The sequence below is a fragment of the Pedobacter nyackensis genome (genome assembly GCF_032678475.1).
GTDB lineage: Bacteria > Bacteroidota > Bacteroidia > Sphingobacteriales > Sphingobacteriaceae > Pedobacter > Pedobacter nyackensis_A.
Window position 1 is genome coordinate 1,390,068 of the sequence record NZ_JAVTSF010000001.1, and the last position, 20,468, is coordinate 1,410,535.

The 20,468-nt window shown below is 38.6% G+C and carries 19 protein-coding genes and 1 tRNA gene; 13 read left to right on the forward strand and 7 right to left on the reverse strand.

Going from position 1 to position 20,468, the window contains the following annotated elements; genetic code table 11:
- Window positions 1-24 precede the first annotated feature (24 nt).
- The 5 genes from R2Q84_RS05615 to R2Q84_RS05635 all read left to right on the forward strand — a co-directional run bounded on the left by R2Q84_RS05615 (window position 25) and on the right by R2Q84_RS05635 (window position 4,842).
- Window positions 25-1,650 carry an ABC-F family ATP-binding cassette domain-containing protein gene (locus R2Q84_RS05615; RefSeq protein WP_316815550.1) on the forward strand — a complete coding sequence of 542 codons (1,626 nt, stop codon included), beginning with the start codon at window positions 25-27 and terminating at the stop codon, window positions 1,648-1,650.
- Between the two features lie 400 nt (window positions 1,651-2,050).
- Complete coding sequence (locus tag R2Q84_RS05620) at window positions 2,051-2,680, forward strand: ABC transporter ATP-binding protein (RefSeq protein ID WP_316815551.1); 630 nt, start codon at window positions 2,051-2,053, stop codon at window positions 2,678-2,680.
- Window positions 2,677-3,954, forward strand: a complete 1,278-nt coding sequence (locus tag R2Q84_RS05625) for an ABC transporter permease (protein ID WP_316815552.1) — start codon at window positions 2,677-2,679, stop codon at window positions 3,952-3,954. The genes R2Q84_RS05620 and R2Q84_RS05625 overlap by 4 nt, the downstream gene beginning before the upstream one ends.
- 22 nt (window positions 3,955-3,976) lie before the next feature.
- Window positions 3,977-4,420 carry a hypothetical protein gene (locus R2Q84_RS05630; protein ID WP_316815553.1) on the forward strand — a complete coding sequence of 148 codons (444 nt, stop codon included), beginning with the start codon at window positions 3,977-3,979 and terminating at the stop codon, window positions 4,418-4,420.
- Window positions 4,421-4,422: 2 nt separating this feature from the next.
- Window positions 4,423-4,842, forward strand: a complete 420-nt coding sequence (locus R2Q84_RS05635) for a Fur family transcriptional regulator (protein ID WP_316815554.1) — start codon at window positions 4,423-4,425, stop codon at window positions 4,840-4,842.
- Here the strand turns inward: R2Q84_RS05635 and R2Q84_RS05640 are convergent.
- Window positions 4,839-5,339 (reverse strand): peptidylprolyl isomerase, encoded by a 501-nt coding sequence (locus R2Q84_RS05640; protein WP_316815555.1) that lies wholly within the window; start codon window positions 5,337-5,339, stop codon window positions 4,839-4,841. The two genes, R2Q84_RS05635 and R2Q84_RS05640, sit on opposite strands and share 4 nt — an antisense overlap.
- A 7-nt stretch (window positions 5,340-5,346) precedes the next feature.
- Window positions 5,347-7,362: a thioredoxin domain-containing protein gene (locus R2Q84_RS05645; protein ID WP_316815556.1), complete on the reverse strand. Its 2,016-nt coding sequence runs from the start codon at window positions 7,360-7,362 to the stop codon at window positions 5,347-5,349.
- A gap of 50 nt (window positions 7,363-7,412) precedes the next feature.
- Here R2Q84_RS05645 and R2Q84_RS05650 point away from each other — a divergent pair, with 50 nt between their 5' ends.
- Window positions 7,413-8,510 carry a dipeptide epimerase gene (locus R2Q84_RS05650; protein WP_316815557.1) on the forward strand — a complete coding sequence of 366 codons (1,098 nt, stop codon included), beginning with the start codon at window positions 7,413-7,415 and terminating at the stop codon, window positions 8,508-8,510.
- 11 nt (window positions 8,511-8,521) lie between these two features.
- Here R2Q84_RS05650 and R2Q84_RS05655 read toward each other — a convergent pair whose 3' ends face one another.
- Together R2Q84_RS05655 and R2Q84_RS05660 are read right to left on the reverse strand one after the other, a co-directional pair.
- Window positions 8,522-8,704, reverse strand: coding sequence for a hypothetical protein (locus tag R2Q84_RS05655; protein WP_316815558.1), 183 nt, complete (start codon window positions 8,702-8,704; stop codon window positions 8,522-8,524).
- Window positions 8,705-8,818: 114 nt separating this feature from the next.
- Window positions 8,819-8,902 (reverse strand) — tRNA-Leu (locus tag R2Q84_RS05660).
- 227 nt (window positions 8,903-9,129) lie between these two features.
- Between R2Q84_RS05660 and cls the strand changes: the two genes are divergently transcribed.
- Entirely contained in the window at window positions 9,130-10,581 is a 1,452-nt protein-coding gene (gene cls, locus R2Q84_RS05665; protein ID WP_316815559.1) for a cardiolipin synthase, read from the forward strand.
- Between the two features lie 14 nt (window positions 10,582-10,595).
- Here the strand turns inward: cls and R2Q84_RS05670 are convergent, their stop codons facing one another.
- Window positions 10,596-11,021, reverse strand: coding sequence for a GNAT family N-acetyltransferase (locus R2Q84_RS05670; protein WP_316815560.1), 426 nt, complete (start codon window positions 11,019-11,021; stop codon window positions 10,596-10,598).
- A gap of 39 nt (window positions 11,022-11,060) precedes the next feature.
- Window positions 11,061-11,978, reverse strand: a complete 918-nt coding sequence (locus R2Q84_RS05675) for a glycoside hydrolase family 25 protein (protein ID WP_316815561.1) — start codon at window positions 11,976-11,978, stop codon at window positions 11,061-11,063.
- On the opposite strand from R2Q84_RS05675, the gene R2Q84_RS05680 reads away from it, so the two are divergent.
- Complete coding sequence (locus R2Q84_RS05680) at window positions 11,977-12,153, forward strand: hypothetical protein (RefSeq protein WP_316815562.1); 177 nt, start codon at window positions 11,977-11,979, stop codon at window positions 12,151-12,153. The genes R2Q84_RS05675 and R2Q84_RS05680 overlap by 2 nt on opposite strands.
- Before the next feature lies 1 nt (window position 12,154).
- Here the strand turns inward: R2Q84_RS05680 and R2Q84_RS05685 are convergent, their stop codons facing one another.
- Window positions 12,155-13,525, reverse strand: a complete 1,371-nt coding sequence (locus R2Q84_RS05685; protein ID WP_316815563.1) for a dipeptidase — start codon at window positions 13,523-13,525, stop codon at window positions 12,155-12,157.
- A gap of 107 nt (window positions 13,526-13,632) precedes the next feature.
- Here R2Q84_RS05685 and R2Q84_RS05690 point away from each other — a divergent pair, with 107 nt between their 5' ends.
- The 5 genes from R2Q84_RS05690 (at window position 13,633) to murA (ending at window position 20,406) form a co-directional block, all read left to right on the forward strand.
- Window positions 13,633-14,148, forward strand: coding sequence for a PH domain-containing protein (locus tag R2Q84_RS05690; RefSeq protein WP_316815564.1), 516 nt, complete (start codon window positions 13,633-13,635; stop codon window positions 14,146-14,148).
- The gene (locus R2Q84_RS05695) at window positions 14,148-15,683 is read left to right on the forward strand and encodes a PH domain-containing protein (protein ID WP_316815565.1); all 1,536 of its coding nucleotides are present in this window, start codon (window positions 14,148-14,150) and stop codon (window positions 15,681-15,683) included. The genes R2Q84_RS05690 and R2Q84_RS05695 overlap by 1 nt, the downstream gene beginning before the upstream one ends.
- A gap of 120 nt (window positions 15,684-15,803) precedes the next feature.
- Window positions 15,804-18,116 carry an ATP-dependent helicase gene (locus tag R2Q84_RS05700; RefSeq protein ID WP_316815566.1) on the forward strand — a complete coding sequence of 771 codons (2,313 nt, stop codon included), beginning with the start codon at window positions 15,804-15,806 and terminating at the stop codon, window positions 18,114-18,116.
- Between the two features lie 253 nt (window positions 18,117-18,369).
- The gene (locus R2Q84_RS05705; protein WP_316815567.1) at window positions 18,370-19,041 is read left to right on the forward strand and encodes a DUF4290 domain-containing protein; all 672 of its coding nucleotides are present in this window, start codon (window positions 18,370-18,372) and stop codon (window positions 19,039-19,041) included.
- A gap of 39 nt (window positions 19,042-19,080) precedes the next feature.
- Window positions 19,081-20,406, forward strand: a complete 1,326-nt coding sequence (gene murA, locus R2Q84_RS05710; protein WP_316815568.1) for a UDP-N-acetylglucosamine 1-carboxyvinyltransferase — start codon at window positions 19,081-19,083, stop codon at window positions 20,404-20,406.
- Window positions 20,407-20,468 lie beyond the last annotated feature (62 nt).

The window sequence follows — 20,468 nt, forward strand, 5'->3', positions numbered from 1 at the left end:
CTTTGCGGCTTATTTTTCAGCAATATGATTTCAGTTTCTAATTTATCACTCCGTTACGGAAAAAGAACTTTATTTGAAGATGTAAACTTAAAATTCACGCATGGCAACTGCTATGGTGTAATTGGAGCTAACGGCGCAGGTAAATCTACTTTCTTAAAAATATTATCTGGTGAAGTGAGCCAGACTACAGGCAGTGTAGCTTTTACCCCCGGAGAACGTATGGCGGTTTTAAAACAAAACCACTATGAATTTGACGAATTTAGCGTAATTGAAACCGTAATGATGGGGCACAAGGAATTGTACGACATCATGAAAGAAAAAGATGCTATTTATTTGAAGGAAGACTTTTCTGATAAAGATGGTGAGCGTGCAGGTGAACTGGAAAACAGATTTGCTGAGATGGACGGCTGGAACATGGAAAGCAATGCTGCTACTATGTTAAGCAACCTTGGAATTAAAGAAGAGCATCATTATAAACAACTAAAAGAATTAGACGGTAACCAAAAAGTACGTGTGTTGTTAGCACAAGCCCTATTTGGCAATCCCGACATCCTTTTACTGGATGAGCCAACCAACGATCTAGACATCGATACCATTGCATGGCTGGAAAATTTCCTTGCAGACTATCAGAATATAGTTCTTGTTGTATCACACGACAGGCACTTTTTAGATGCCGTTTGTACGCATATTGTTGATATCGATTTCAGCAAAATGAGTATCTATTCTGGTAACTATACTTTCTGGTACGAGTCAAGTCAGCTTGCCTTAAAGCAACGCAGCGACCAGAATAAGAAACTGGAAGAGAAAGTTAAAGAGTTACAAGAGTTTATTCAGCGTTTTAGTGCAAATGCCTCTAAATCAAAACAGGCAACTTCGCGTAAAAAAGCTTTGGATAAAATCGACATTTCTGAGATTAAAGCCTCAAGCCGTAAATACCCTGCGATTTTATTCAATAACTTAGGAAGAGAAGCTGGCGACCAGATTTTACAGGTTGAGAATTTATCATGTACCCTAAATGGCGAGGTGATGTTTAAAAACATCAGCTTTATGGTTAACAAAGGAGACAAAATTGCGGTACTATCTCAAAACAGTTTAGCGACTACAGCATTCTATAACATTCTTACTGAACGTGAGAAAAACTATACAGGTGAGTTTAAATTCGGTGTAACCATTAACGTTGCCGATATTCCTAATGACAATACTCCTTATTTCGAAGGAAAAGACGAAAACCTGGTAGACTGGTTACGTGAATACTCTGGTACCGACCAGGATGAGCAATTCGTAAGAAGTTTCTTAGGTAGGATGTTATTTTCAGGTGAAGAAGTATTAAAAAATGTGAAAGTGCTATCAGGTGGAGAGAAAATGCGTTGTATGTTCTCTCAGATGATGTTGAAACATGCGAACTTATTGTTACTTGACGAGCCAACGAATCACCTGGATCTGGAGTCTATTACCGCCTTAAATAACGGGTTAAAAGACTTTAAAGGTACTGCTTTGTTTACCTCACGAGATCATGCATTAACAGAATCAGTAGCAACCAGAATCATTGAACTTACACCTAAAGGCGTAATTGATAAGATGATGAACTATGATGAATATATTTCCAGCCCTGATGTTGCTGAATTAAGAGCGCAAATGTATTCAAAATAAGCGGCAAAATAAGCCATTCTATTCACAGACTGGAATCTTTTGCCTGCTTCGCAAAAAAGGCAAAACCTTCCCAGGTCTGTTCGTAGAAAGCATATTTTGTATTAATGTTACAGACTAACGTTTTAAACCAAAATATTTCCCAGGTCTGTTAGTAGCGTATATATTTAGGTTAATGTTACGGACCGAAGCTTATTTTAATAGTAGTAGCAAATACTTTACACGAATAGCATATGCAATTAAATTGCATATGCTATTTTTGCGTAGACACATAACACAATTATGAATAAGAAACTACTCTTCGCCGTATTTTTAGCTTTTGTAAGCATGGTTAACCCGGGCTGTAAACACGAAAAAAAGCATTGTTTAAAACATATAGACAAGCATCTAAAGAAATAACAGTATGATTTCATTAAAATCGGTTTCTCATGACTATCCAGGTGGTCATCAGATATCATTTAAAGACTGGCAGATCAGCAAAGGCGACCAATGGTTGCTACTTGGAGAATCTGGCAGTGGAAAAACAACGTTATTGCATATTCTAACGGGTATACTTAAACCTGAGCAGGGTGATGTACAAATAAACGGCACTTCCATTTATAAGTTATCGTCTAAGGAACTGGATCAGTTCAGGGGTAGAAATATTGGTATTATTTTTCAGCGCCCGCATTTGATTAAAAGCCTAAACATTGCTGAAAATCTGGTATTAGCACAAAGTTTTGCAGGCTTACCTGCTGACTTAAACCGGGTGGATGAAGTATTAAGTTCACTTGATATAGCTAACAAAAAGAAATCATATCCGAATGAATTGAGCCAGGGGCAGCTACAGCGGGTCTCTATAGCAAGAGCAGTAATCAATAAACCGGCTTTACTTATTGCCGATGAACCAACATCGAGCCTGGATGATAAAAATGCAACAGCAGTATTGTCATTATTAATGCAACAATCGGGACTTAACCAGGCTACTCTTGTGGTTGCCACACACGATAAAAGAGTTAAAGACGCATTTACAAACACTTACGAATTAACATGAGTCCATTAAAAATAAGCTGGAAAAGTTTATGGTCTAAACCTTTATCTGCCGCCTTAAACATAATGCTAATCGCTTTTGGCACGGGGATTTTAACGATTCTTTTACTGGCGTCAACCCAGATTAGCGAAAAACTGGAGAATAATTCGAAAGATGTAGATCTGGTGGTAGGCGCTAAAGGCAGTCCGCTACAATTGGTACTAAGCAGTATTTATTATATCGATTTTCCAACCGGGAATATCCCTTTAAAAGCAGCTATGGAATTAGCGCATAGCCCTTTTGTTAAACGCGCAGTACCGTTAGCATTAGGCGACAACTACAACGGAGTCCGAATTGTAGGAACTGACACTAATTTTGTAAGCCTTTACAAACTAAAAACTGCTCAGGGAAAATTCTGGCAGAAAGATTTTGAAACCACCATAGGTGCTTCGGTAGCAAAAAATCAGGGTTTGAAAATTGGCGACACCTTTTACGGTGCACATGGATTAACCGGAAGTACAGATGTACATAAAAGTCATCAATATACAGTATCAGGAATACTTGAACCACAGGGGAATGTAACCGATAACCTGATCCTGACTAATATAGCCAGTGTTTGGAAAATGCACGATGAACATGAAGATCATGACCATGAAGCAGAAGAACATAGTCATGAGGGGCATGATCATGCAGATGGAACACATCATGATCACAAAGCCGAACATCAGCATAAAGAAATTGAAAAAGCTGATGAATCAAGAGAATTAACATCTTTGCTGATTCAGTACAGATCACCTATGTCTGTAGCCATGTTCCCACAAATGGTAAATCAAACTACCAACATGCAAGCAGCCTCTCCTGCTCAGGAAAGCACCCGTCTTTTCTCTTTAATCGGCGTAGGCGTAGACACATTACAATGGTTTGCAGTATTAATTATGCTAATCGCAGCTATCAGTGTATTTGTAAACTTATACAACTCATTAAAAGAGCGGAATTACGACCTGGCAATTATGCGTACGCTTGGCGCTTCGAGAACCAAACTATTTATTATTGTTATTGCCGAGGGTATAATACTAACTTTAGCTGGTACTGTAATTGGTATTGCATTAGGGCACTTGGCGCTGGAATTTATAGGAAGCAACCAGGAAAGCAGTCAGGCGCAATTAAGTGGATTTGTTTTACTTTACGATGAAATATATCTATTTGTTGCCGGGTTAGCTATCGGTATATTTGCAGCTATAATTCCTGCAATACAGGCATACCGTTCAAACATTTCAAAAATATTGTCCAAAAATTAAAAGCACATATAAGATACATAACATGATGATTAAGAAAATAGTGCTGGTTGTTTTATTATTTACAGGCTTTGCCGTTAAGGCGCAACACAACCCCAATGACCAGATTAATTCAGACAATTGGGATATTGTAGGAGGTATAGACTTTAAAATCGTTAATGACACTGAAATGCAGGCTGTTTTTACGCCTGAAATAAAAAAACATGCAAATAAAGCTTTTGAGCTTGAAGGGTATATTGTTCCGATTAAAGACGGGATGAAACAAACCAAATTTATGTTGTCTACCCTTCCTATTAATCAATGCTTCTATTGCGGTAAAAATGGTGTACCTATTATGGTGTTGGTAGAAATGGCAGAGCCCATTAAATTCACTTACAAAACGGTAACCGTTAAAGGAACACTAAAATTAAATCCGGGTAATGCGATGGACAACCCTCCTATTGCATTGGTTGGCGCTAAAATAATATAACAATGATCATCGATCCCGTAAACCTATTAAAAGAGCATGATTTAAAAAACACAAAACAACGAGTACGTGTTTTAGAAGAGATTGCTTTGGATACAGTGGCCATTTCGCAGCCTGACCTGGAAAAAAAACTGGGAAAGGAAATTGATCGGGTAACGCTTTATAGAATATTAAATACCTATGAGGAGAAAGGTATTCTACACAGGATTATGGATATGAACGGAACAGCTAATTATGCGATATGTTCCTCTTCCTGTTCTGAAGCTCATCATCACGATGAACACGTACACTTTAACTGTACAAAATGCTTTAAAATTTATTGTCTGGAAGTAGAAGTACCCCGTATTAAGATGCCTAAGGGATTTACCGCAAAAACCGTAAGCTCAACAGCTTACGGCATTTGCGAAAAATGTAATGCTATTTAGTGACCTGAATGGCCATCAGCGCCATGCGCATGACCATGAGCCAATTCTTCTTGTGTAGCTTCACGTACAGCTAAGATTTCACCCGCGAAGATCAAATCTTTACCTGCCATAGGGTGATTCAAATCAACATTGATCACATCCTCATGAATAGCAGTAACACCTGCTCTGAAATGATTACCTTGATTATCTTGCAAAGGAATTACATCGCCAACAGCTGGCAAATCAACATCCTTAAACATTTCTTTAGGCAGATCGGCAAATGCTCCCGGATCAATTTCTCCGTAGCCATCAGCTGCAGAAAGCTCAAAACTGTAAGCATCACCAACATTTAGACCAGCCAAATGCTCTTCAAATTTCGGTAACATCATTCCTGTACCATATAAGAAAACGAGTGGATTTTCCTTCTCTGTTTTCTCTACAAAAACCTGTTGTCCTTCTTCATTAGTCGTATGCAATTCGTACGTTAATGATACCACTGTATTGGGCTTAATACTCATTAGAATGTTATTTAGTTATTAATTTTAATGCTTCATCAACGGTTGTAACCGGCAACTGGCATACTTTATTTCGGCAAATATAGATTTTTGTTTCAATGCTTTGCTTATCTTTTAACAAAGGAAGCTCAGATTTTGTTCCTCCCAATGTAATTTTATTGGGAATATATTGTTTGTTGAGTGTTTGTGTTATTTTTTCAAAGTCATTCCCTGTTATTGCAATTTCATTTACACCAAATACAGCTTCCAAAAGCTGTATTGCCCAATTTGAATAGGCAGAGCCATAAGTTTTAATTTGAGGCAAGACCGCAGCAAGCATTCCTTCTGCTTTAAGAATGTAATTATCGTTGTCATAAAACAAGCCCAATTTATGAAGGTTTTGCGCCATTACTGAATTGGAGGCAGGAATTACATTATCCATAATTTCATGCTTACGGGCAATCAAAGCTTCTCCTTTAGTAGCTGTATAAAACAGCATAGGACTCGCATTATCTTCAAAATTGATCAGCACATAATCTGTAAGTCCCCTTGCCTCACTTAACCATCTTTCATCAAAATCATATTGATATAACGATATGAGTGCTTCTATAAAGAAAGCATAATCGTCTAAAAACCCGGGAATAGTTGCCTTATTGTTCTTAAAGTTGCGATACAAGCCGCCATCAGCTGTCCTTAAGTTGGTCAATATAAATGTCGCAGCTTTTTTAGCAACACTATAATAATGTGAATGATCGAATATCCCGGCACTCTCTACCAGTCCTTTAATGGCCATAGCATTCCATGCTGTTAAGCATTTATCATCCAGACCAGGGCGCACCCTTTTACTACGTTCACCAAGCAACTTACGCTTAGCTTCTTCTATTTTACTGAGCAGCACCATAACAGGCAGTCCTTTTACCTCGGCATACTCTTCCGCGTCAAATTTTCTAAGCAGAATATTCGTTTGCTCCTCTTCCCAGTTTCCTTCTTCGGTAATGTTAAAATAATCAGCCAGTAAATCAGCATCGTCACCAAGTACTGCATCAAATTCAGCTTTATCCCAAACATAAAACTTGCCCTCAACACCTTCGCTGTCTGCATCAAGTGCCGAATAGAATAACCCTTCAGCAGAAGTCATTTCTCTTTCCAGCCAGGTAATTGTTTCTTCAGCGACCTCTTTAAAGAGTTCCGATTTTGAATATTGATAAGCCTCCGCATATAAACTGATGAGCTGACCATTGTCATATAGCATTTTTTCAAAATGAGGCACATGCCAGTTCCCATCAACAGAATAACGGGCAAAACCGCCACCTATATGATCATAAATTCCTCCCATAGCCATCTTCTCCAGTGTCAACAATGCAGAAACATGTGTTCCATCATCTTCCATCAGGTGACTGTAGCGCAGCATAAACTGCCAGTTGTTAGGTAAAGGAAACTTCGGTGCACGATTATATCCGCCCTCTCCCATATCAAAATACCGCTTCCAGGGTTCAATAATTTCCGTCAGGTGTGTACGTGTATATTCTTCAACTTTAAGGTTCGGAATAATTTTCTCCGCATTATGTATTCCTTCTGTCAGCCGGTCTGCATACTGCGTTGCTTTTGCAGGTTCATTTTTCCACATATCGGCCACGCTCAATAATACATTTATCCAATCAGTTTTCTTAAAATAAGTACCGCCATAAATTGGACGCTGATCGGGCAAACAAATACAGTTTAAAGGCCAGCCACCACTTCCGGTCATCAGTTGTATCGCCAGCATATAAATCTGGTCAATATCCGGACGCTCTTCCCTATCCACCTTAATGCAAACGTAATGCTGGTTCATTACTTCAGCAACTTCATGGTTTTCAAAACTTTCCCGTTCCATTACATGACACCAGTGACAGGCAGAATAACCAATACTTACCAGGATCAGTTTATTTTCGTCCTTAGCTTTCTGCAAAGCCTCAGTGCCCCATTCATACCAGTTTACCGGGTTGTAAGCATGCTGCAGTAAATATGGTGAAGAAGCTTTAATCAAGCTATTAGGTTCAGTATTCATAGCATAAAGATAAAATTTATGTTGTACTTTTACGTTAAAGCATCGTCACAATGAAGATCACCCATACCGAAATATATCGTTTCTCTATTCCTATGGAACCCTTCATGATTGCTACAGGAACAATGCATTTTGCACAAAATGTACTTATTAGAATCTATACTGACGCGGGTATTTATGGTGTAGGCGAGTGTTCTGCTTTTCCAATGATTGTAGGCGAGACACAGGAAACCTGCCTGGCAATAGCTAAAGATTTCGCAAAAATCCTTATGGGCAAAAATCCTCTCGATATTCCGGAAAGGATGAATGATTTGTCTAACCACGTAGCAAATAACAACACCATAAAAAGTGCTTTCGACATGGCACTCTTCGATATTTCATCAAAAAATGCCGGAATGCCTTTGTACCAGTTTCTGGGCGGACAGAAAAAGAGTGTTGAAACCGACATGACAATTGGTATCGATACGGTGGAAAAAATGGTTCAATCTGCTCTGAATTTTAAAGAACAGGGTTGTAGAATTATAAAGATAAAATTGGGCAAAGACGTTCATGACGACATTGAGCGAGTAAAACAAATTAGACAGGCAGTTGGCAACGACATTACCTTAAGACTTGATGCAAACCAGGGATGGAGCTTTGATGATGCACTCCTGGCCCTCGGTGCTATGGAGGTTTTTAACATTGAATTCTGTGAACAACCGATGCGTACCTGGTATGACGACCAGTTGCCGGAACTCAATCTAAATTCCCCAATTAAAATTATGGCCGATGAAAGTTGCTATAGTCACCATGACGCAAGGAGACTAATCAACAGTAAATCCTGCGAATACATTAACATTAAATTTGCTAAATCAGGAGGTATTTTGGAAGCTCAGAAAATTCATGAAGTAGCATTACAGACGGGTGTAAAGTGTATGATTGGTGGTATGCTAGAAAGCCGCATAGCCATAAGCGCTAAACTCCACTTTGCTTTTGCCAGTCCGAATGTCAAGTTTTTCGACCTGGACAGTTGCTTGTTAGGACATTTGATTGATCCCGTTGTAGGTGGGCTCAACTATAATGGTTATTTTGTTGACATACCCGATACACCAGGAATAGGTGCAGATGCAGATCCTCTCTTTTTATTAAACTGCGAAAAGTGGTTTATTTAACCTAAGAAGCCTTATTTCTTTATAACAATGGTTCGCCCGGTTACCAGATTAAAAGTATAAATTCTATACAAACCATCGTCAAAAGTCTCAATACTTTCCACCAAACCTGTTTTACTAAAAGTATCCGTTACCAGATCTCCCTTTTTTATTTCTTGCAACACCTCTAGAGGCGTGTCTTTGTTTAATCTGATCATACTGCTAAATTATCGATTTTTTTTCGGGGTTAAGCAAGGTTGACACCCCGTTCACTTCAAAAAACAAAAAACCGCCTAACTTGTTGAAAATTAGACGGTCTTAAACATTAATTGTGCCCGAAGAGAGACTCGAACTCTCAAGGATTGTACTCCAACGGCTTCTGAGACCGCAACGTTTACCAATTTCGCCATCCGGGCATTGACAAGCTAATAATAATCCTTATTGTGCGGCAAATATAGCATTATTGAGCATTTCTACGAATAGTCTTCAAACAAAAAAGCACTTTTTTTTCGAGGCCATATAGGAAAGTACAGCCTTTGTCCTGATTACAAAAAGATTGCCTGATTTATGAACAATCCGATTTTATAAAAATTGACAGTATTTTCTTAACTTACATCACATCTACTATTGTAAACTCATCTATATGAACTGGCTGCTAGTTGCGGAAATCACGTATGCCCTCGTTTTAATTTTAGTTTGTCTGCGCATTGTTTATGATACCCGCAGCACTACAAAAACACTTGCCTACCTCCTTTTTGCCATATTTGTTCCTGTTGTTGGAATGATCTTTTATTTCTTTTTTGGCATCAATTACCGTCACAGAAAAATGTATAGCAAAAAGCTATTCGAAAATGACGACCTGGCCGCAAAATTCAGGCAAGATCTACTTCATTACTCTGAAAAAACTTACCAGGAAAACAACGCAGAAATCATCAGCAACAAAGAGCTGGCCTTTATGGTGTTAAAGGACTCTATGAGTCCGCTGACCTCTAAAAACGCAGTAAAATTATTGGTAAATGGAGAAAATAAATTCCCGGAAGTACTTGAAGCTATCCAAAATGCAAAACACCATATACATATAGAGTATTATATCTATGAGGACGATGAAATAGGAAGAGCATTAGCCGAAGCCATGATTACAAAGGCAAAAGAAGGGGTAAAAGTCCGATTTATATATGACGATTTTGGAAGCAGGGATATCCGTAAAAAATTAGTACCAAAACTTGTTGAAAACGGTGTTGAGGCTTATCCGTTTTTAAAAGTTCATTTCATGTTACTAGCTAACCGCCTCAATTATCGGAATCACCGCAAAATCATTGTAATTGACGGATATACTTCTTTTGTCGGTGGCATTAACGTTAGCGACCGTTATATAAATAACAACGGTAACGAACTATACTGGCGTGACACACACTTACGTATTGATGGCCCTGGCACTCAATATCTTCAATATTTATTCTTATGCGACTGGAACTTCTGTTCGGAGAGCGTCCTTGAACCCGAAAAACAATTCTTTCCGTCACTACCCCGGAAAATCGCTGAACAAAATAAAATTGTACAGATTGCTGCCAGCGGACCAGATTCAGAGTCTCCTACCATATTATTTTCTACATTACAGGCGATAAATCTCGCCACAAAAGAAATTCTGATTACCAGTCCTTACTTTATTCCGGGTGAAAGTTTGCTGGATGCACTCACTATATCCTCGTTGAGTGGAATTTCGGTAAAACTATTGGTACCGGGAAAATCTGATTCTATACTGGTAAACTCGGCTGCCAGATCTTATTATAACGATTTACTAAAGGCAGGTGTGGAAATTTATCAATATCAAAAAGGATTTATGCATGCAAAAACTATGGTTACCGATAAAAAAGTAGCTATTGTGGGTACTGCGAACATGGATTTCAGAAGCTTTGATCTCAATTTTGAGGTAAATGCAATTGTATATGATACACAAATTGCAACCGAATTGAGTAATATTTTTTATAACGATCTTAAGGATGCTACAAAAATTGATGCTATACAATGGGCAAACAGGCCATTGTACAGACAACTATTAGAAAAAGCAGCAAGACTGTTATCTCCTCTTTTGTAATAGTTCACAATAAGTTAGCTCAATTTTTTCACAAAAGCTTTTTGATATTCCTCATATCCTTGCTTTAAATAGAATCGGTGCGCATCCTTACGAATGATATTACTACGTACAAGAACCCGTTTACACTTTTTTTCAATTGCTAAAGCAGTGCAATAAGCTTCCAATGCTGCCCCAACGCCCCTGCTCCGTATTTTATCATCTACAACAAGATAACTGATCACGGCATAATCACCATCGAATGCAATCTGAGGAATAAAATGAAAAGAGATGAACCCAATCACAATTCCATTCTCTTCATAAACCAGGTCTAAATGATCCGGGTTACTGGAGAGTGTACGGATACGTTCTGCAAGAAAACCATCCTCTGTAGGATACCCCAACTGCAACAATAGCGCTTGAATAGTTGAGGCGTCGCTTATTTCGGCCTTACGGATATTCATAAATGCAATAAGTTGATTTACAAAAATATAAAACAGAAATTACTTTATCAGCAAACGATCAAAAGCAAGACTATCACCATTAAACGCGTTAAAATCCACGACATGATTGATACCAGATATTTTGGCCTTATCAGAATGCTGCCAGAAATGCCAGTTGGTTGTATTGCTCACCTTTAACTTGGGTTGGTAATAATGTGCAATCCATAAAGGATATTCATCAAAATGCCCCTTAAGATAATCCTTATAAAAAGACAAACCAGTATATATAATGGCTTTAACTCCGGTTTTCTTTTCAATATGTTTCAAAAATTCAGCAAGCTGAACCCTCATTTTTGAAGCAGGAACCCCGTCAAGCTCTTCAATATCTACCACAGGAGGTAAATCTCCTCTTTCAAAATTAACAGTCTGCAAGAAGAACTTCGCCTGCCATTCACCAGGCTTCTGTGGCCTAAAGAAATGATAAGCGCCACAAATCACGCCGGCTTTTGGCGCTTCACGCCAGTTACGCTGAAAATAAGGATCTACCTTAAATAAGCCTTCAGTAGCTTTAATAAATGCAAAATCGATCTTTACATCATCCTCTTTCATCGACTTTACCTGCTTCCAGTCTATTTTACCCTGGTAATAAGAAACATCAATACCATGAATATTATATCCTTTAGGTATCCTGATATCAAAACTACTGTAGGTACGGTAATTAGGGTCCTCTCCTATATCCCTAATCCACCTCCAGGTCGAACTAAAACCTTTAATGATATATCCATAATAAAATGGGGAAAGCAAAACCAGCAACAAAGCCGCAATAAAAAACCTGAGCCATACCGGCCACGGCTTTTTCTTTACCGTTTTTTTTCTTGGAGTAGTTTTTTTACGGGGACGGCCTGATGCATCAGATTCATAGGTTTGACGGAACGTAGGCTTTCGGGGAGTAGTTGTTTTTCTAGGTGCTGGCGGCATGATGTCGCAAAAATACACCTTTCAGGTAGGCATCCAAAATAAAAACACCAATGTTCCTGATCTACATGTGCAGCATTTCTTCAAGGCTGCGAGGAGAGAAGGAATATTGGTGTTTTTTATAAAATTTAAGCATCATGCAAAACGCAGAATGCCAAAGCAATTACTTGCTCATTAATCTATTTGCTCAATTCTGCAAAATACTTGTGGAACAAAGGCAATGTCTCTATTCCTTTATAATAGTTAAAAATGTCATATTTCTCGTTTGGTGAGTGTAACGCATCGCTATCTAATCCAAAACCAAAAAGCACAGATTTAATACCTAATGCACTTTCAAACAAAGCAACAATAGGAATACTTCCACCACCACGTGTAGGAATTGGTGCTTTACCAAAAGAATCTACAATTGCCTTTTCAGCTGCACGGTAAGCTATGCTGTCTGTTGGGGTAACAACCGGTTCTCCACCATGATGTGCCGTAACTTTAACTTTTACATACTCCGGGGCAATGCTCTCGAAATGCTTGGTAAAGATCTCTGAAATCTCCTCAGAAGTTTGATTAGGCACCAAACGCATAGAGATTTTAGCATTTGCTTTAGATGGAAGTACAGTTTTAGCACCTTCACCAATATAACCACTCCAGATCCCGTTAACCTCTAAAGTAGGTCTTGTTCCGGTACGCTCCAACGTAGAATAACCTTTTTCTCCCCATTCTGCATTGATATCCAAATCTTCTTTGTACTCGTTCAAGTCAAAAGGAGCAGAATTTAAAGCCTTTTTCTCATCATCACTCAGTTCGACTACTTTATCATAAAAAGCGGGGATAGTAATATGGTTGTTCTCGTCATGTAAAGAAGCAATCATCTTACATAATATTGTTGCAGGGTTAGCTACAGCACCACCATAAACACCTGAGTGTAAATCGCGGTTAGGGCCAACAACTTCAACTTCCATATATGCCAATCCTCTTAAACCAGTTTCAATAGAAGGATTTTCCATGCTGATCATTGAAGTATCAGAAATCAAAACCACATCTGCTTTCAAACGCTCAACATTAGCATTAACGAAAATACCAAGGTTTGCAGAACCTACTTCCTCCTCACCTTCAATCATGAACTTCACGTTACAAGCCAGGGTGTTGGTTTTCATCATCAGCTCAAAAGCTTTCACATGCATGTAAAACTGACCTTTATCGTCGCAGGCTCCACGTGCATAAATCTTTCCATCACGCACAGTAGGCTCAAATGGAGGTGTATGCCACAATTCCAAAGGATCTGCCGGTTGCACATCATAATGCCCGTAAACTAAAACCGTCGGTAAATTCTCATCGATGATCTTTTCGCCATAAACAATCGGATAACCTGCAGTTTCACAGATTTCAACCTTATCTGCACCAGCATCTTTTAGTTTCTGCGCAACAAAGTCGGCAGTCTTAAGCACATCTGCTTTATATTTTGGGTCGGCACTAACCGATGGGAAGCGCAATAACTCAAACAGCTCGTCTAAAAAGCGCTGCTTGTTGTCCTCTACATATTTTTTGATCTCTTGCATAACAAATTAGTTTGGACAAAGATACAAGGTAAAAGATAAACTGAGGTAACTAAACCACCTTAAAATATTTCGTAACTTGTGCCTTGTTATTGCGTCAAACCCATTAAATGATAGACTTCACAAACGATACAATAGACATCGGCAATTTGCCGAAATATGAAGAGGTACCCCTGAATTCAGTAAGTAAAAACTACTGGAAAGTAGTGGTAATCAACCTGATTATCTTTCTATTTATCCTGGCAATAGGCTTAACCGCGGTATTGTATTTTTCGGTAGCATTCAGACCTTATATATATGTAGTAATTGCGGGATTCATCGCTTTAGGCCTCATTTTATTTATGCTGTACAAAACAGACATCAGCAGACGCGGCTATGCAGTAAGAGAAAAAGACATACTATATAGAAGCGGCATCATTTCCATATCCACTACAATTATCCCCTTTTCAAGAATCCAGCATATTGCACTGGATGAAGGTTTGTTTTCAAGGATATACCATTTGGGCCAATTGAGGATTTTTACTGCAGGCGGTAGTTCAGGCAGTCTGCACATCCCTGGAATCGACATTCAAGAGGCCAGGCAAATTAAAGAAATACTGATGAAACAGATCAACGCTGCCGAGTAATGAATAAAGAAACCACTGCACAGCATGATTTTTCTATACCTCAAAAGCAATCCGCATCAGGTATTATCGTCTTGTTCATCAACAGTCTTCAAAAAACAGTAAGGGCAATTTTTATCCCCATCCTACTGATCATCTTCAAGTCTAAAGATTCGGGTAACCTGGCTACTATCATCATTACGGGGTCGATATTACTGGTTGTCATTTTAGCTATTCTTACCTATATAAGATATCAAAGGTTTAGCTTTTTTCTGGACGAAGAAAAGCAGGAATTTGTGATCAATGAGGGCATCTTCAACAAGAGTACACTGAGCATTCAACTCAATAAAATCCAACAGGTAAACATCAATCAATCCTTACTTCAACAACTGGTAGGCGTATATAGCGTGGAAATAGATACGGCTGGGAGCGAAAAGAAGGAAGCTAGTATCAAAGCCGTTGACCATACAACAGCAATAGAATTGAAAGAGCGACTATTGAGTAAAGAGGGGCTTTATGAAGAAACTCTATCCGACACTGAAACTGGGGTCAAAATACCCGTAACAGCCACCCCTTTTCTAAGTTTAAGTATACCTACGCTATTAAAAGTGGGTATTACTACCAATTACGGAGCAAGTTTTGTATTACTCGGTGGTTTTATACTGGGTTTAATCCAGCTTTTTAAAGATTATACTTCAGCATTTGAAATAGAAGACAGTCAGATTGACCAGGTATTGAACCGTGGGTTTACATTTTTTTCCATATGCGTACTCATCGTACTGGCTTTGCTGATTGTACTGGCTACCAACATTATCAGGACCCTGGTTAAATATTTTAACTTCAGGATATCCAAACAAAAAAATGCGCTTGCCATCAGTTCCGGCTTATTTACCCGAAAAAACGTATTGCTCAAACCGAATAAGGTACAACTGAGTGCCTATAGTCAGAACTATTTTCAGAAAAAATTTGATCTGCTGAACATCAAGATCAAACAGGCAACATATGAAACGGCCAATGAAGAGGAAAATAAAAAAACAGATATTGAAATTCCGGGCTGCGATGTAACAGAACGCGATGAGATCCTTAAAATGATTTATCAGCAAATTCCTTCAGCAGGAATTACCTTATTACCAAATTACAGGTTCGTGTTTTTACAGATAATGCGCTGGATTGTGTTACCGGCACTCATTTTTCTTAGCATAGGCCTATTCTTTCATCCACCTTTTCGTCAGTATTTTACTTTGATAATACCTTATGTTATTGTGGCCTCAACAATGATTTATTTCGAATTTAAACGCCATCGGCTCTATTTAAATGAAGATTTCATTATCAAACGAAGCGGTATATGGGATGTAACCCACGAAATTATTGAACCACATAAAATTCAGGCCATCACTGCAAAGCAATATTTCTGGCATAAAAAGGCCGATATAGGGCACCTGATCCTCCATACAGCAGCCGGATTAATCCACTTTAAATATGGCAATTACACCACAATAAACCAGATGATCAACTTCTGGACCTACAAAGTCGAAAGCACTAAAAAAGGTTGGAACTAGTCCATATTCCAGTTCAGTATTTTACCAACATATATCATTAAACACACATAATTTCTTAAATTTGTAAATTAATATAAGAATACACCATTCAACAGCATACTTAAATAGCAGGAACGGATTTTGGATTATTTAGCAGGTTTAAACCCCCAACAACGCGCAGCAGTAGAAAACACACAAGGACCGGCAATGATCGTTGCAGGTGCAGGCTCTGGAAAAACGAGAGTAATTACCTACAGAGTAGCACACTTGATTGAAAAAGGAGTAGATCCTTTTAATATACTAGTGCTTACATTTACCAATAAAGCTTCAAAGGATATGCGTGAGCGTATCATGAAAGTGATTGGTCCGGAAGCTAAAAATATCTGGATGGGAACATTTCACTCTGTATTTTCTAAAATCCTGAGAGTAGAAGCAGAAAAAATAGGCTATCCTTCCAACTTTACTATATATGATACTGATGACAGTAAAAGCCTCATCAGGACCATATTACGCGAATTGCAACTGGATGATAAACTATACAATGCAAACTTTGTTTATAACCGCATTTCATCAGCAAAAAATAACCTGGTTTCCTATACTGAATATATGGAAAATGCAGAGATTCAAGCCGAAGATATCAGTAATAAAAGGCCTTTAATCGGGGTTATTTACGAAACATATACCAAACGCTGCTTCAAAGCAGGGGCTATGGATTTCGACGATTTGTTGTTTAAAACCAATATCTTGTTAAAAACTCATCCGGATGTACTCAACAAATACCAGCAAAAGTTTAAATACCTGATGGTAGATGAGTACCAGGATACCAACTTTTCACAATATACTATCGTAAAAAAACTTGCGGCAGCTTATCAGAATATATGTGTAGTAGGTGATGATGCACAAAGTATTTATGCTTTCAGGGGTGCAAATATTCAGAATATTTTAAATTTTGAACGTGACTATCCTGAGCTTAAAGTATACAAACTGGAGCAAAATTACCGTTCAACACAAAACATTGTGCAAGTTGCCAACAGTATCATTGCCAACAATAAAAATCAATTGGAGAAAAATGTATTCTCTGATAACGAATCCGGCGATCGCATTAAGGTACAACGTGCATTTACCGACAATGAAGAAGGTAAAATAGTGGCCGATTCAATTGTCCAGGACCGTACAACTAAAGGATACAACTACAATGACTTTGCTATTCTTTACAGAACAAACGCACAGTCAAGGGCAATGGAGGAAGCTTTAAGAAAGCTAAACATTCCTTATAAAATATATGGAGGCCTGTCCTTTTATCAGCGTAAAGAGATAAAAGATTTAATCGCTTATTTCAGATTAACCTTTAACCCTGCCGATGAAGAAGCCATAAAAAGGGTAATCAACTACCCTAAAAGAGGACTTGGAGACACTACAGTAGAGAAAATCAGCGTTGCAGCTGACCAGCATAACATCACCATGTGGCAGGTAATTTGCAACCCTCAACAATATATACCAGGCCGTATAGCCAATCAATTGAATGATTTTGCAGTGATGATACAAAGCTTTGCCGCTGAATCAAAAAAACAGGATGCTTATGAAACAGCCTTATATATTGCGCAACATTCTGGCATATTAAAAGAATTACATGCCGATCAATCGGAAGAAGGTCGTGGCAGACACGAAAACATACAGGAATTATTAAACGGTATCAAGGAATTTGGTGAACGTGAAGACATTGAAGACCGCAGTCTTGCTGTATTTATGCAGGATATCGCCTTGTTAACTAACGACGATAAAGCCGACGATAAGAACAAGGATACTGTTTCTTTAATGACTATTCACTCTTCTAAAGGTCTTGAATTTAAAAATGTTTATGTTGTCGGACTGGAAGAGAACCTGTTCCCATCGCAAATGTCGCTCAATTCAAGAACCGACCTGGAAGAAGAACGCAGGCTGTTTTACGTGGCCGTTACCCGCGCAGAAAAGAAACTAACCCTAACCTACTCTACTTCAAGGTATAGATGGGGAACGCTGACCAATTGTGAGCCAAGTCGTTTTATTGACGAAATCGACGCCCGTTTCCTTGAAATTGAAGTCGCAAAACCTGTAAAAAGTAGTCTTGGAGAGAATAGTTTCAATGAAGAAAGACGTACCTGGACGCAACAGCGCGATACCTTTAGCAAACCAAAACCTAGTATGTCTGGCACTACCGGAACTGTGAGCGCTTCAGCACCAAGACCAAAAACAACTTCGATGTTACCAAAAGCACACGTACCTACCCCTGGTTTTGCACCAGATGCGGCAAGTGCTTTCCAGAATGGTATGGATGTAGAACACGAAAAGTTCGGTTTTGGAAAAATTATCAGTCTGGAAGGAACCTTACCTGACGTAAAAGCGACTGTATTTTTCCAGGGATTAGGTAATAAGCAATTGTTATTAAAATTTGCTAAGTTGCGAATTGTTAAATAACCCTTATATTTACAGCACTTAAACGTGCTCTTTTAGCATTTTTACAAACAAAAAACTGATTATAATATATTTAAAACCGGCTTTTTTCGTTATTTCTTAAATAACTATCCCGGTTTAAATGGTTCTGATTTGCTGATATATAAATGTATATTGATCATAAATAGTAGAGCCATATTGAGTTAAAAACGAATAATAAACTCAGGCTAGCCTCAGAACAATTAAAGAAATTAAAAATATTAACGAAAACATATAAATGAATTTCGAATATAACACCACAAGAAACGAGTTGATATTAGCCGAATATGGCCGTAATGTACAAAACATGGTGAAGTACATTATCGAACTTCCCGATCTTGAAGAACGTAATAAATATGCCCAGGCGGTTATAGACCTCATGGGTTTTCTAAACCCACATCTGCGTGATGTAGCCGATTTCAAACACAAGCTTTGGGATCATTTACACATCATTTCCGGGTATAAAATTGACGTTGACAGCCCATACCCAAAGCCAACTCCTGAGGATGCCATGGTAAAACCTCAGCATATCGGATATCCTCAACAAAGAATTACCTATAAACATTATGGTAAAACTGTGGAGATGATGATCGAAAAAGCTAAAGAGGTAGATGAACCTGAACGCAGGGCCGCTATGGTACAGGGAATTGCCAACTTTATGAAAATGGCATATGTTACCTGGAATAAAGACAGTGTAGCTGATGAAACTATTTTAAAAAATCTACGCGAATTATCTGGAGGTCAACTGGAACTGGATGAGAACATTAACCTGAATAAAGTTGAATTTAAACCACAGGCAGCAAGACCATCAAACAACAATAACCGCGGAAGAAATAACAACAACAAAGGCAGACAGAACAACAATAACAATCGTCCTGCACGCAATAACAACGCTAAACAGCGTCATTAATCTTTCCCGTTTTTTATATCCACATACCTTACGAATAACATGAACGCATTTGAAATAATTGGCGGCAAGAAATTAAAGGGCGAAATCCAACCTCAGGGAGCGAAGAATGAAGCTTTACAAATCATTGCTGCAGTTCTGCTAACCGACCAAAAAATTACCATCAGCAACATCCCCGACATCAAGGATGTAAACAAACTTATTGAATTGCTGGGAGATATGGGCGTAACCATCGAACGCCTGAATAAAGACACTTATACTTTTGAAGCCAAAAATATCAATCTTGATTTTTTCCAATCTGACATCTTTAAAGCTAAAGGTGGAGGATTAAGAGGTTCAATCATGATCGTTGGCCCCCTGTTAGGCCGTTTCGGAAAAGCTGCGATACCTAAACCAGGAGGTGATAAAATCGGTCGCCGTAGACTGGACACCCACTTCATAGGATTTGAAAAACTAGGTGCGAAGTTTGTATACGACAATAAAAAAGAGTTTTTTAATGTAGATGCGACCAACCTGCAAGGGGCATATATCTTACTGGATGAAGCCTCAGTAACCGGAACTGCGAACATTGTAATGGCAGCAGTACTGGCCAAAGGAACAACCACCATTTACAACGCTGCATGTGAGCCATACTTACAGCAATTGTGTAAAATGCTGAACCGAATGGGCGCCAAAATATCTGGTGTAGGCTCTAACCTTTTAACCATAGAAGGGGTTACAAAACTAGGTGGCACAGAACACCGTATGTTGCCCGACATGATAGAAATCGGCTCTTTTATTGGTCTTGCGGCTATGACAGAGTCAGAAATTACCATAAAAAATGTTTGCTATTCGGAACTTGGTGTTATCCCTGATGTATTTAAAAAATTAGGTATCAAATTTGAATTAAAAGGTGATGACATCTATATACCTTCTCAAAAACACTATGTAATTGAGTCATTTATAGATGGTTCTATGCTAACCATTGCAGACTCGCCATGGCCAGGCTTTACCCCTGACCTGCTCAGCATTGTGCTTGTCGTGGCTACACAGGCCAGAGGAAACGTATTGATCCACCAGAAAATGTTTGAAAGCAGGCTATTCTTTGTAGATAAGCTGATTGACATGGGTGCACAAATTATTCTTTGCGACCCACATCGTGCTTCTGTAAACGGAATCGATAAAAAATATAAATTAAGAGGAATCAGCATGACCTCTCCTGATATCAGAGCCGGAGTTTCCTTATTAATTGCCGCACTATCCGCCGAAGGAAAATCTACAATATTCAATATTGAACAGATAGAACGTGGTTATCAAGACATTGACACACGTTTACGTGCGCTTGGTGCACAGATCAAACGAGTTGAAGCTTACGCGCCTAGTCATTAACCGATAATATTAACTATTTATTAGTCAACTGTTTTCAGGACGTAACGATATAAAAAAAGCCC

Bases quoted from the DNA above. Each gene is read 5' to 3' on its own strand.
- R2Q84_RS05615 (WP_316815550.1), top strand. From the start codon at position 25: ATGATTTCAGTTTCTAATTTATCACTCCGTTACGGAAAAAGAACTTTA.
- murA (WP_316815568.1), top strand. From the start codon at position 19,081: ATGAACGCATTTGAAATAATTGGCGGCAAGAAATTAAAGGGCGAAATC.
- R2Q84_RS05675 (WP_316815561.1), bottom strand. From the start codon at position 11,978: ATGCCGCCAGCACCTAGAAAAACAACTACTCCCCGAAAGCCTACGTTC.
- R2Q84_RS05645 (WP_316815556.1), bottom strand. From the start codon at position 7,362: ATGAATACTGAACCTAATAGCTTGATTAAAGCTTCTTCACCATATTTA.
- R2Q84_RS05705 (WP_316815567.1), top strand. From the start codon at position 18,370: ATGAATTTCGAATATAACACCACAAGAAACGAGTTGATATTAGCCGAA.
- R2Q84_RS05690 (WP_316815564.1), top strand. From the start codon at position 13,633: ATGATAGACTTCACAAACGATACAATAGACATCGGCAATTTGCCGAAA.
- R2Q84_RS05680 (WP_316815562.1), top strand. From the start codon at position 11,977: ATGATGTCGCAAAAATACACCTTTCAGGTAGGCATCCAAAATAAAAAC.
- R2Q84_RS05640 (WP_316815555.1), bottom strand. From the start codon at position 5,339: ATGAGTATTAAGCCCAATACAGTGGTATCATTAACGTACGAATTGCAT.
- R2Q84_RS05670 (WP_316815560.1), bottom strand. From the start codon at position 11,021: ATGAATATCCGTAAGGCCGAAATAAGCGACGCCTCAACTATTCAAGCG.
- R2Q84_RS05695 (WP_316815565.1), top strand. From the start codon at position 14,148: ATGAATAAAGAAACCACTGCACAGCATGATTTTTCTATACCTCAAAAG.
- R2Q84_RS05655 (WP_316815558.1), bottom strand. From the start codon at position 8,704: ATGATCAGATTAAACAAAGACACGCCTCTAGAGGTGTTGCAAGAAATA.
- cls (WP_316815559.1), top strand. From the start codon at position 9,130: ATGAACTGGCTGCTAGTTGCGGAAATCACGTATGCCCTCGTTTTAATT.
- R2Q84_RS05635 (WP_316815554.1), top strand. From the start codon at position 4,423: ATGATCATCGATCCCGTAAACCTATTAAAAGAGCATGATTTAAAAAAC.
- R2Q84_RS05620 (WP_316815551.1), top strand. From the start codon at position 2,051: ATGATTTCATTAAAATCGGTTTCTCATGACTATCCAGGTGGTCATCAG.
- R2Q84_RS05650 (WP_316815557.1), top strand. From the start codon at position 7,413: ATGAAGATCACCCATACCGAAATATATCGTTTCTCTATTCCTATGGAA.
- R2Q84_RS05685 (WP_316815563.1), bottom strand. From the start codon at position 13,525: ATGCAAGAGATCAAAAAATATGTAGAGGACAACAAGCAGCGCTTTTTA.
- R2Q84_RS05630 (WP_316815553.1), top strand. From the start codon at position 3,977: ATGATGATTAAGAAAATAGTGCTGGTTGTTTTATTATTTACAGGCTTT.
- R2Q84_RS05625 (WP_316815552.1), top strand. From the start codon at position 2,677: ATGAGTCCATTAAAAATAAGCTGGAAAAGTTTATGGTCTAAACCTTTA.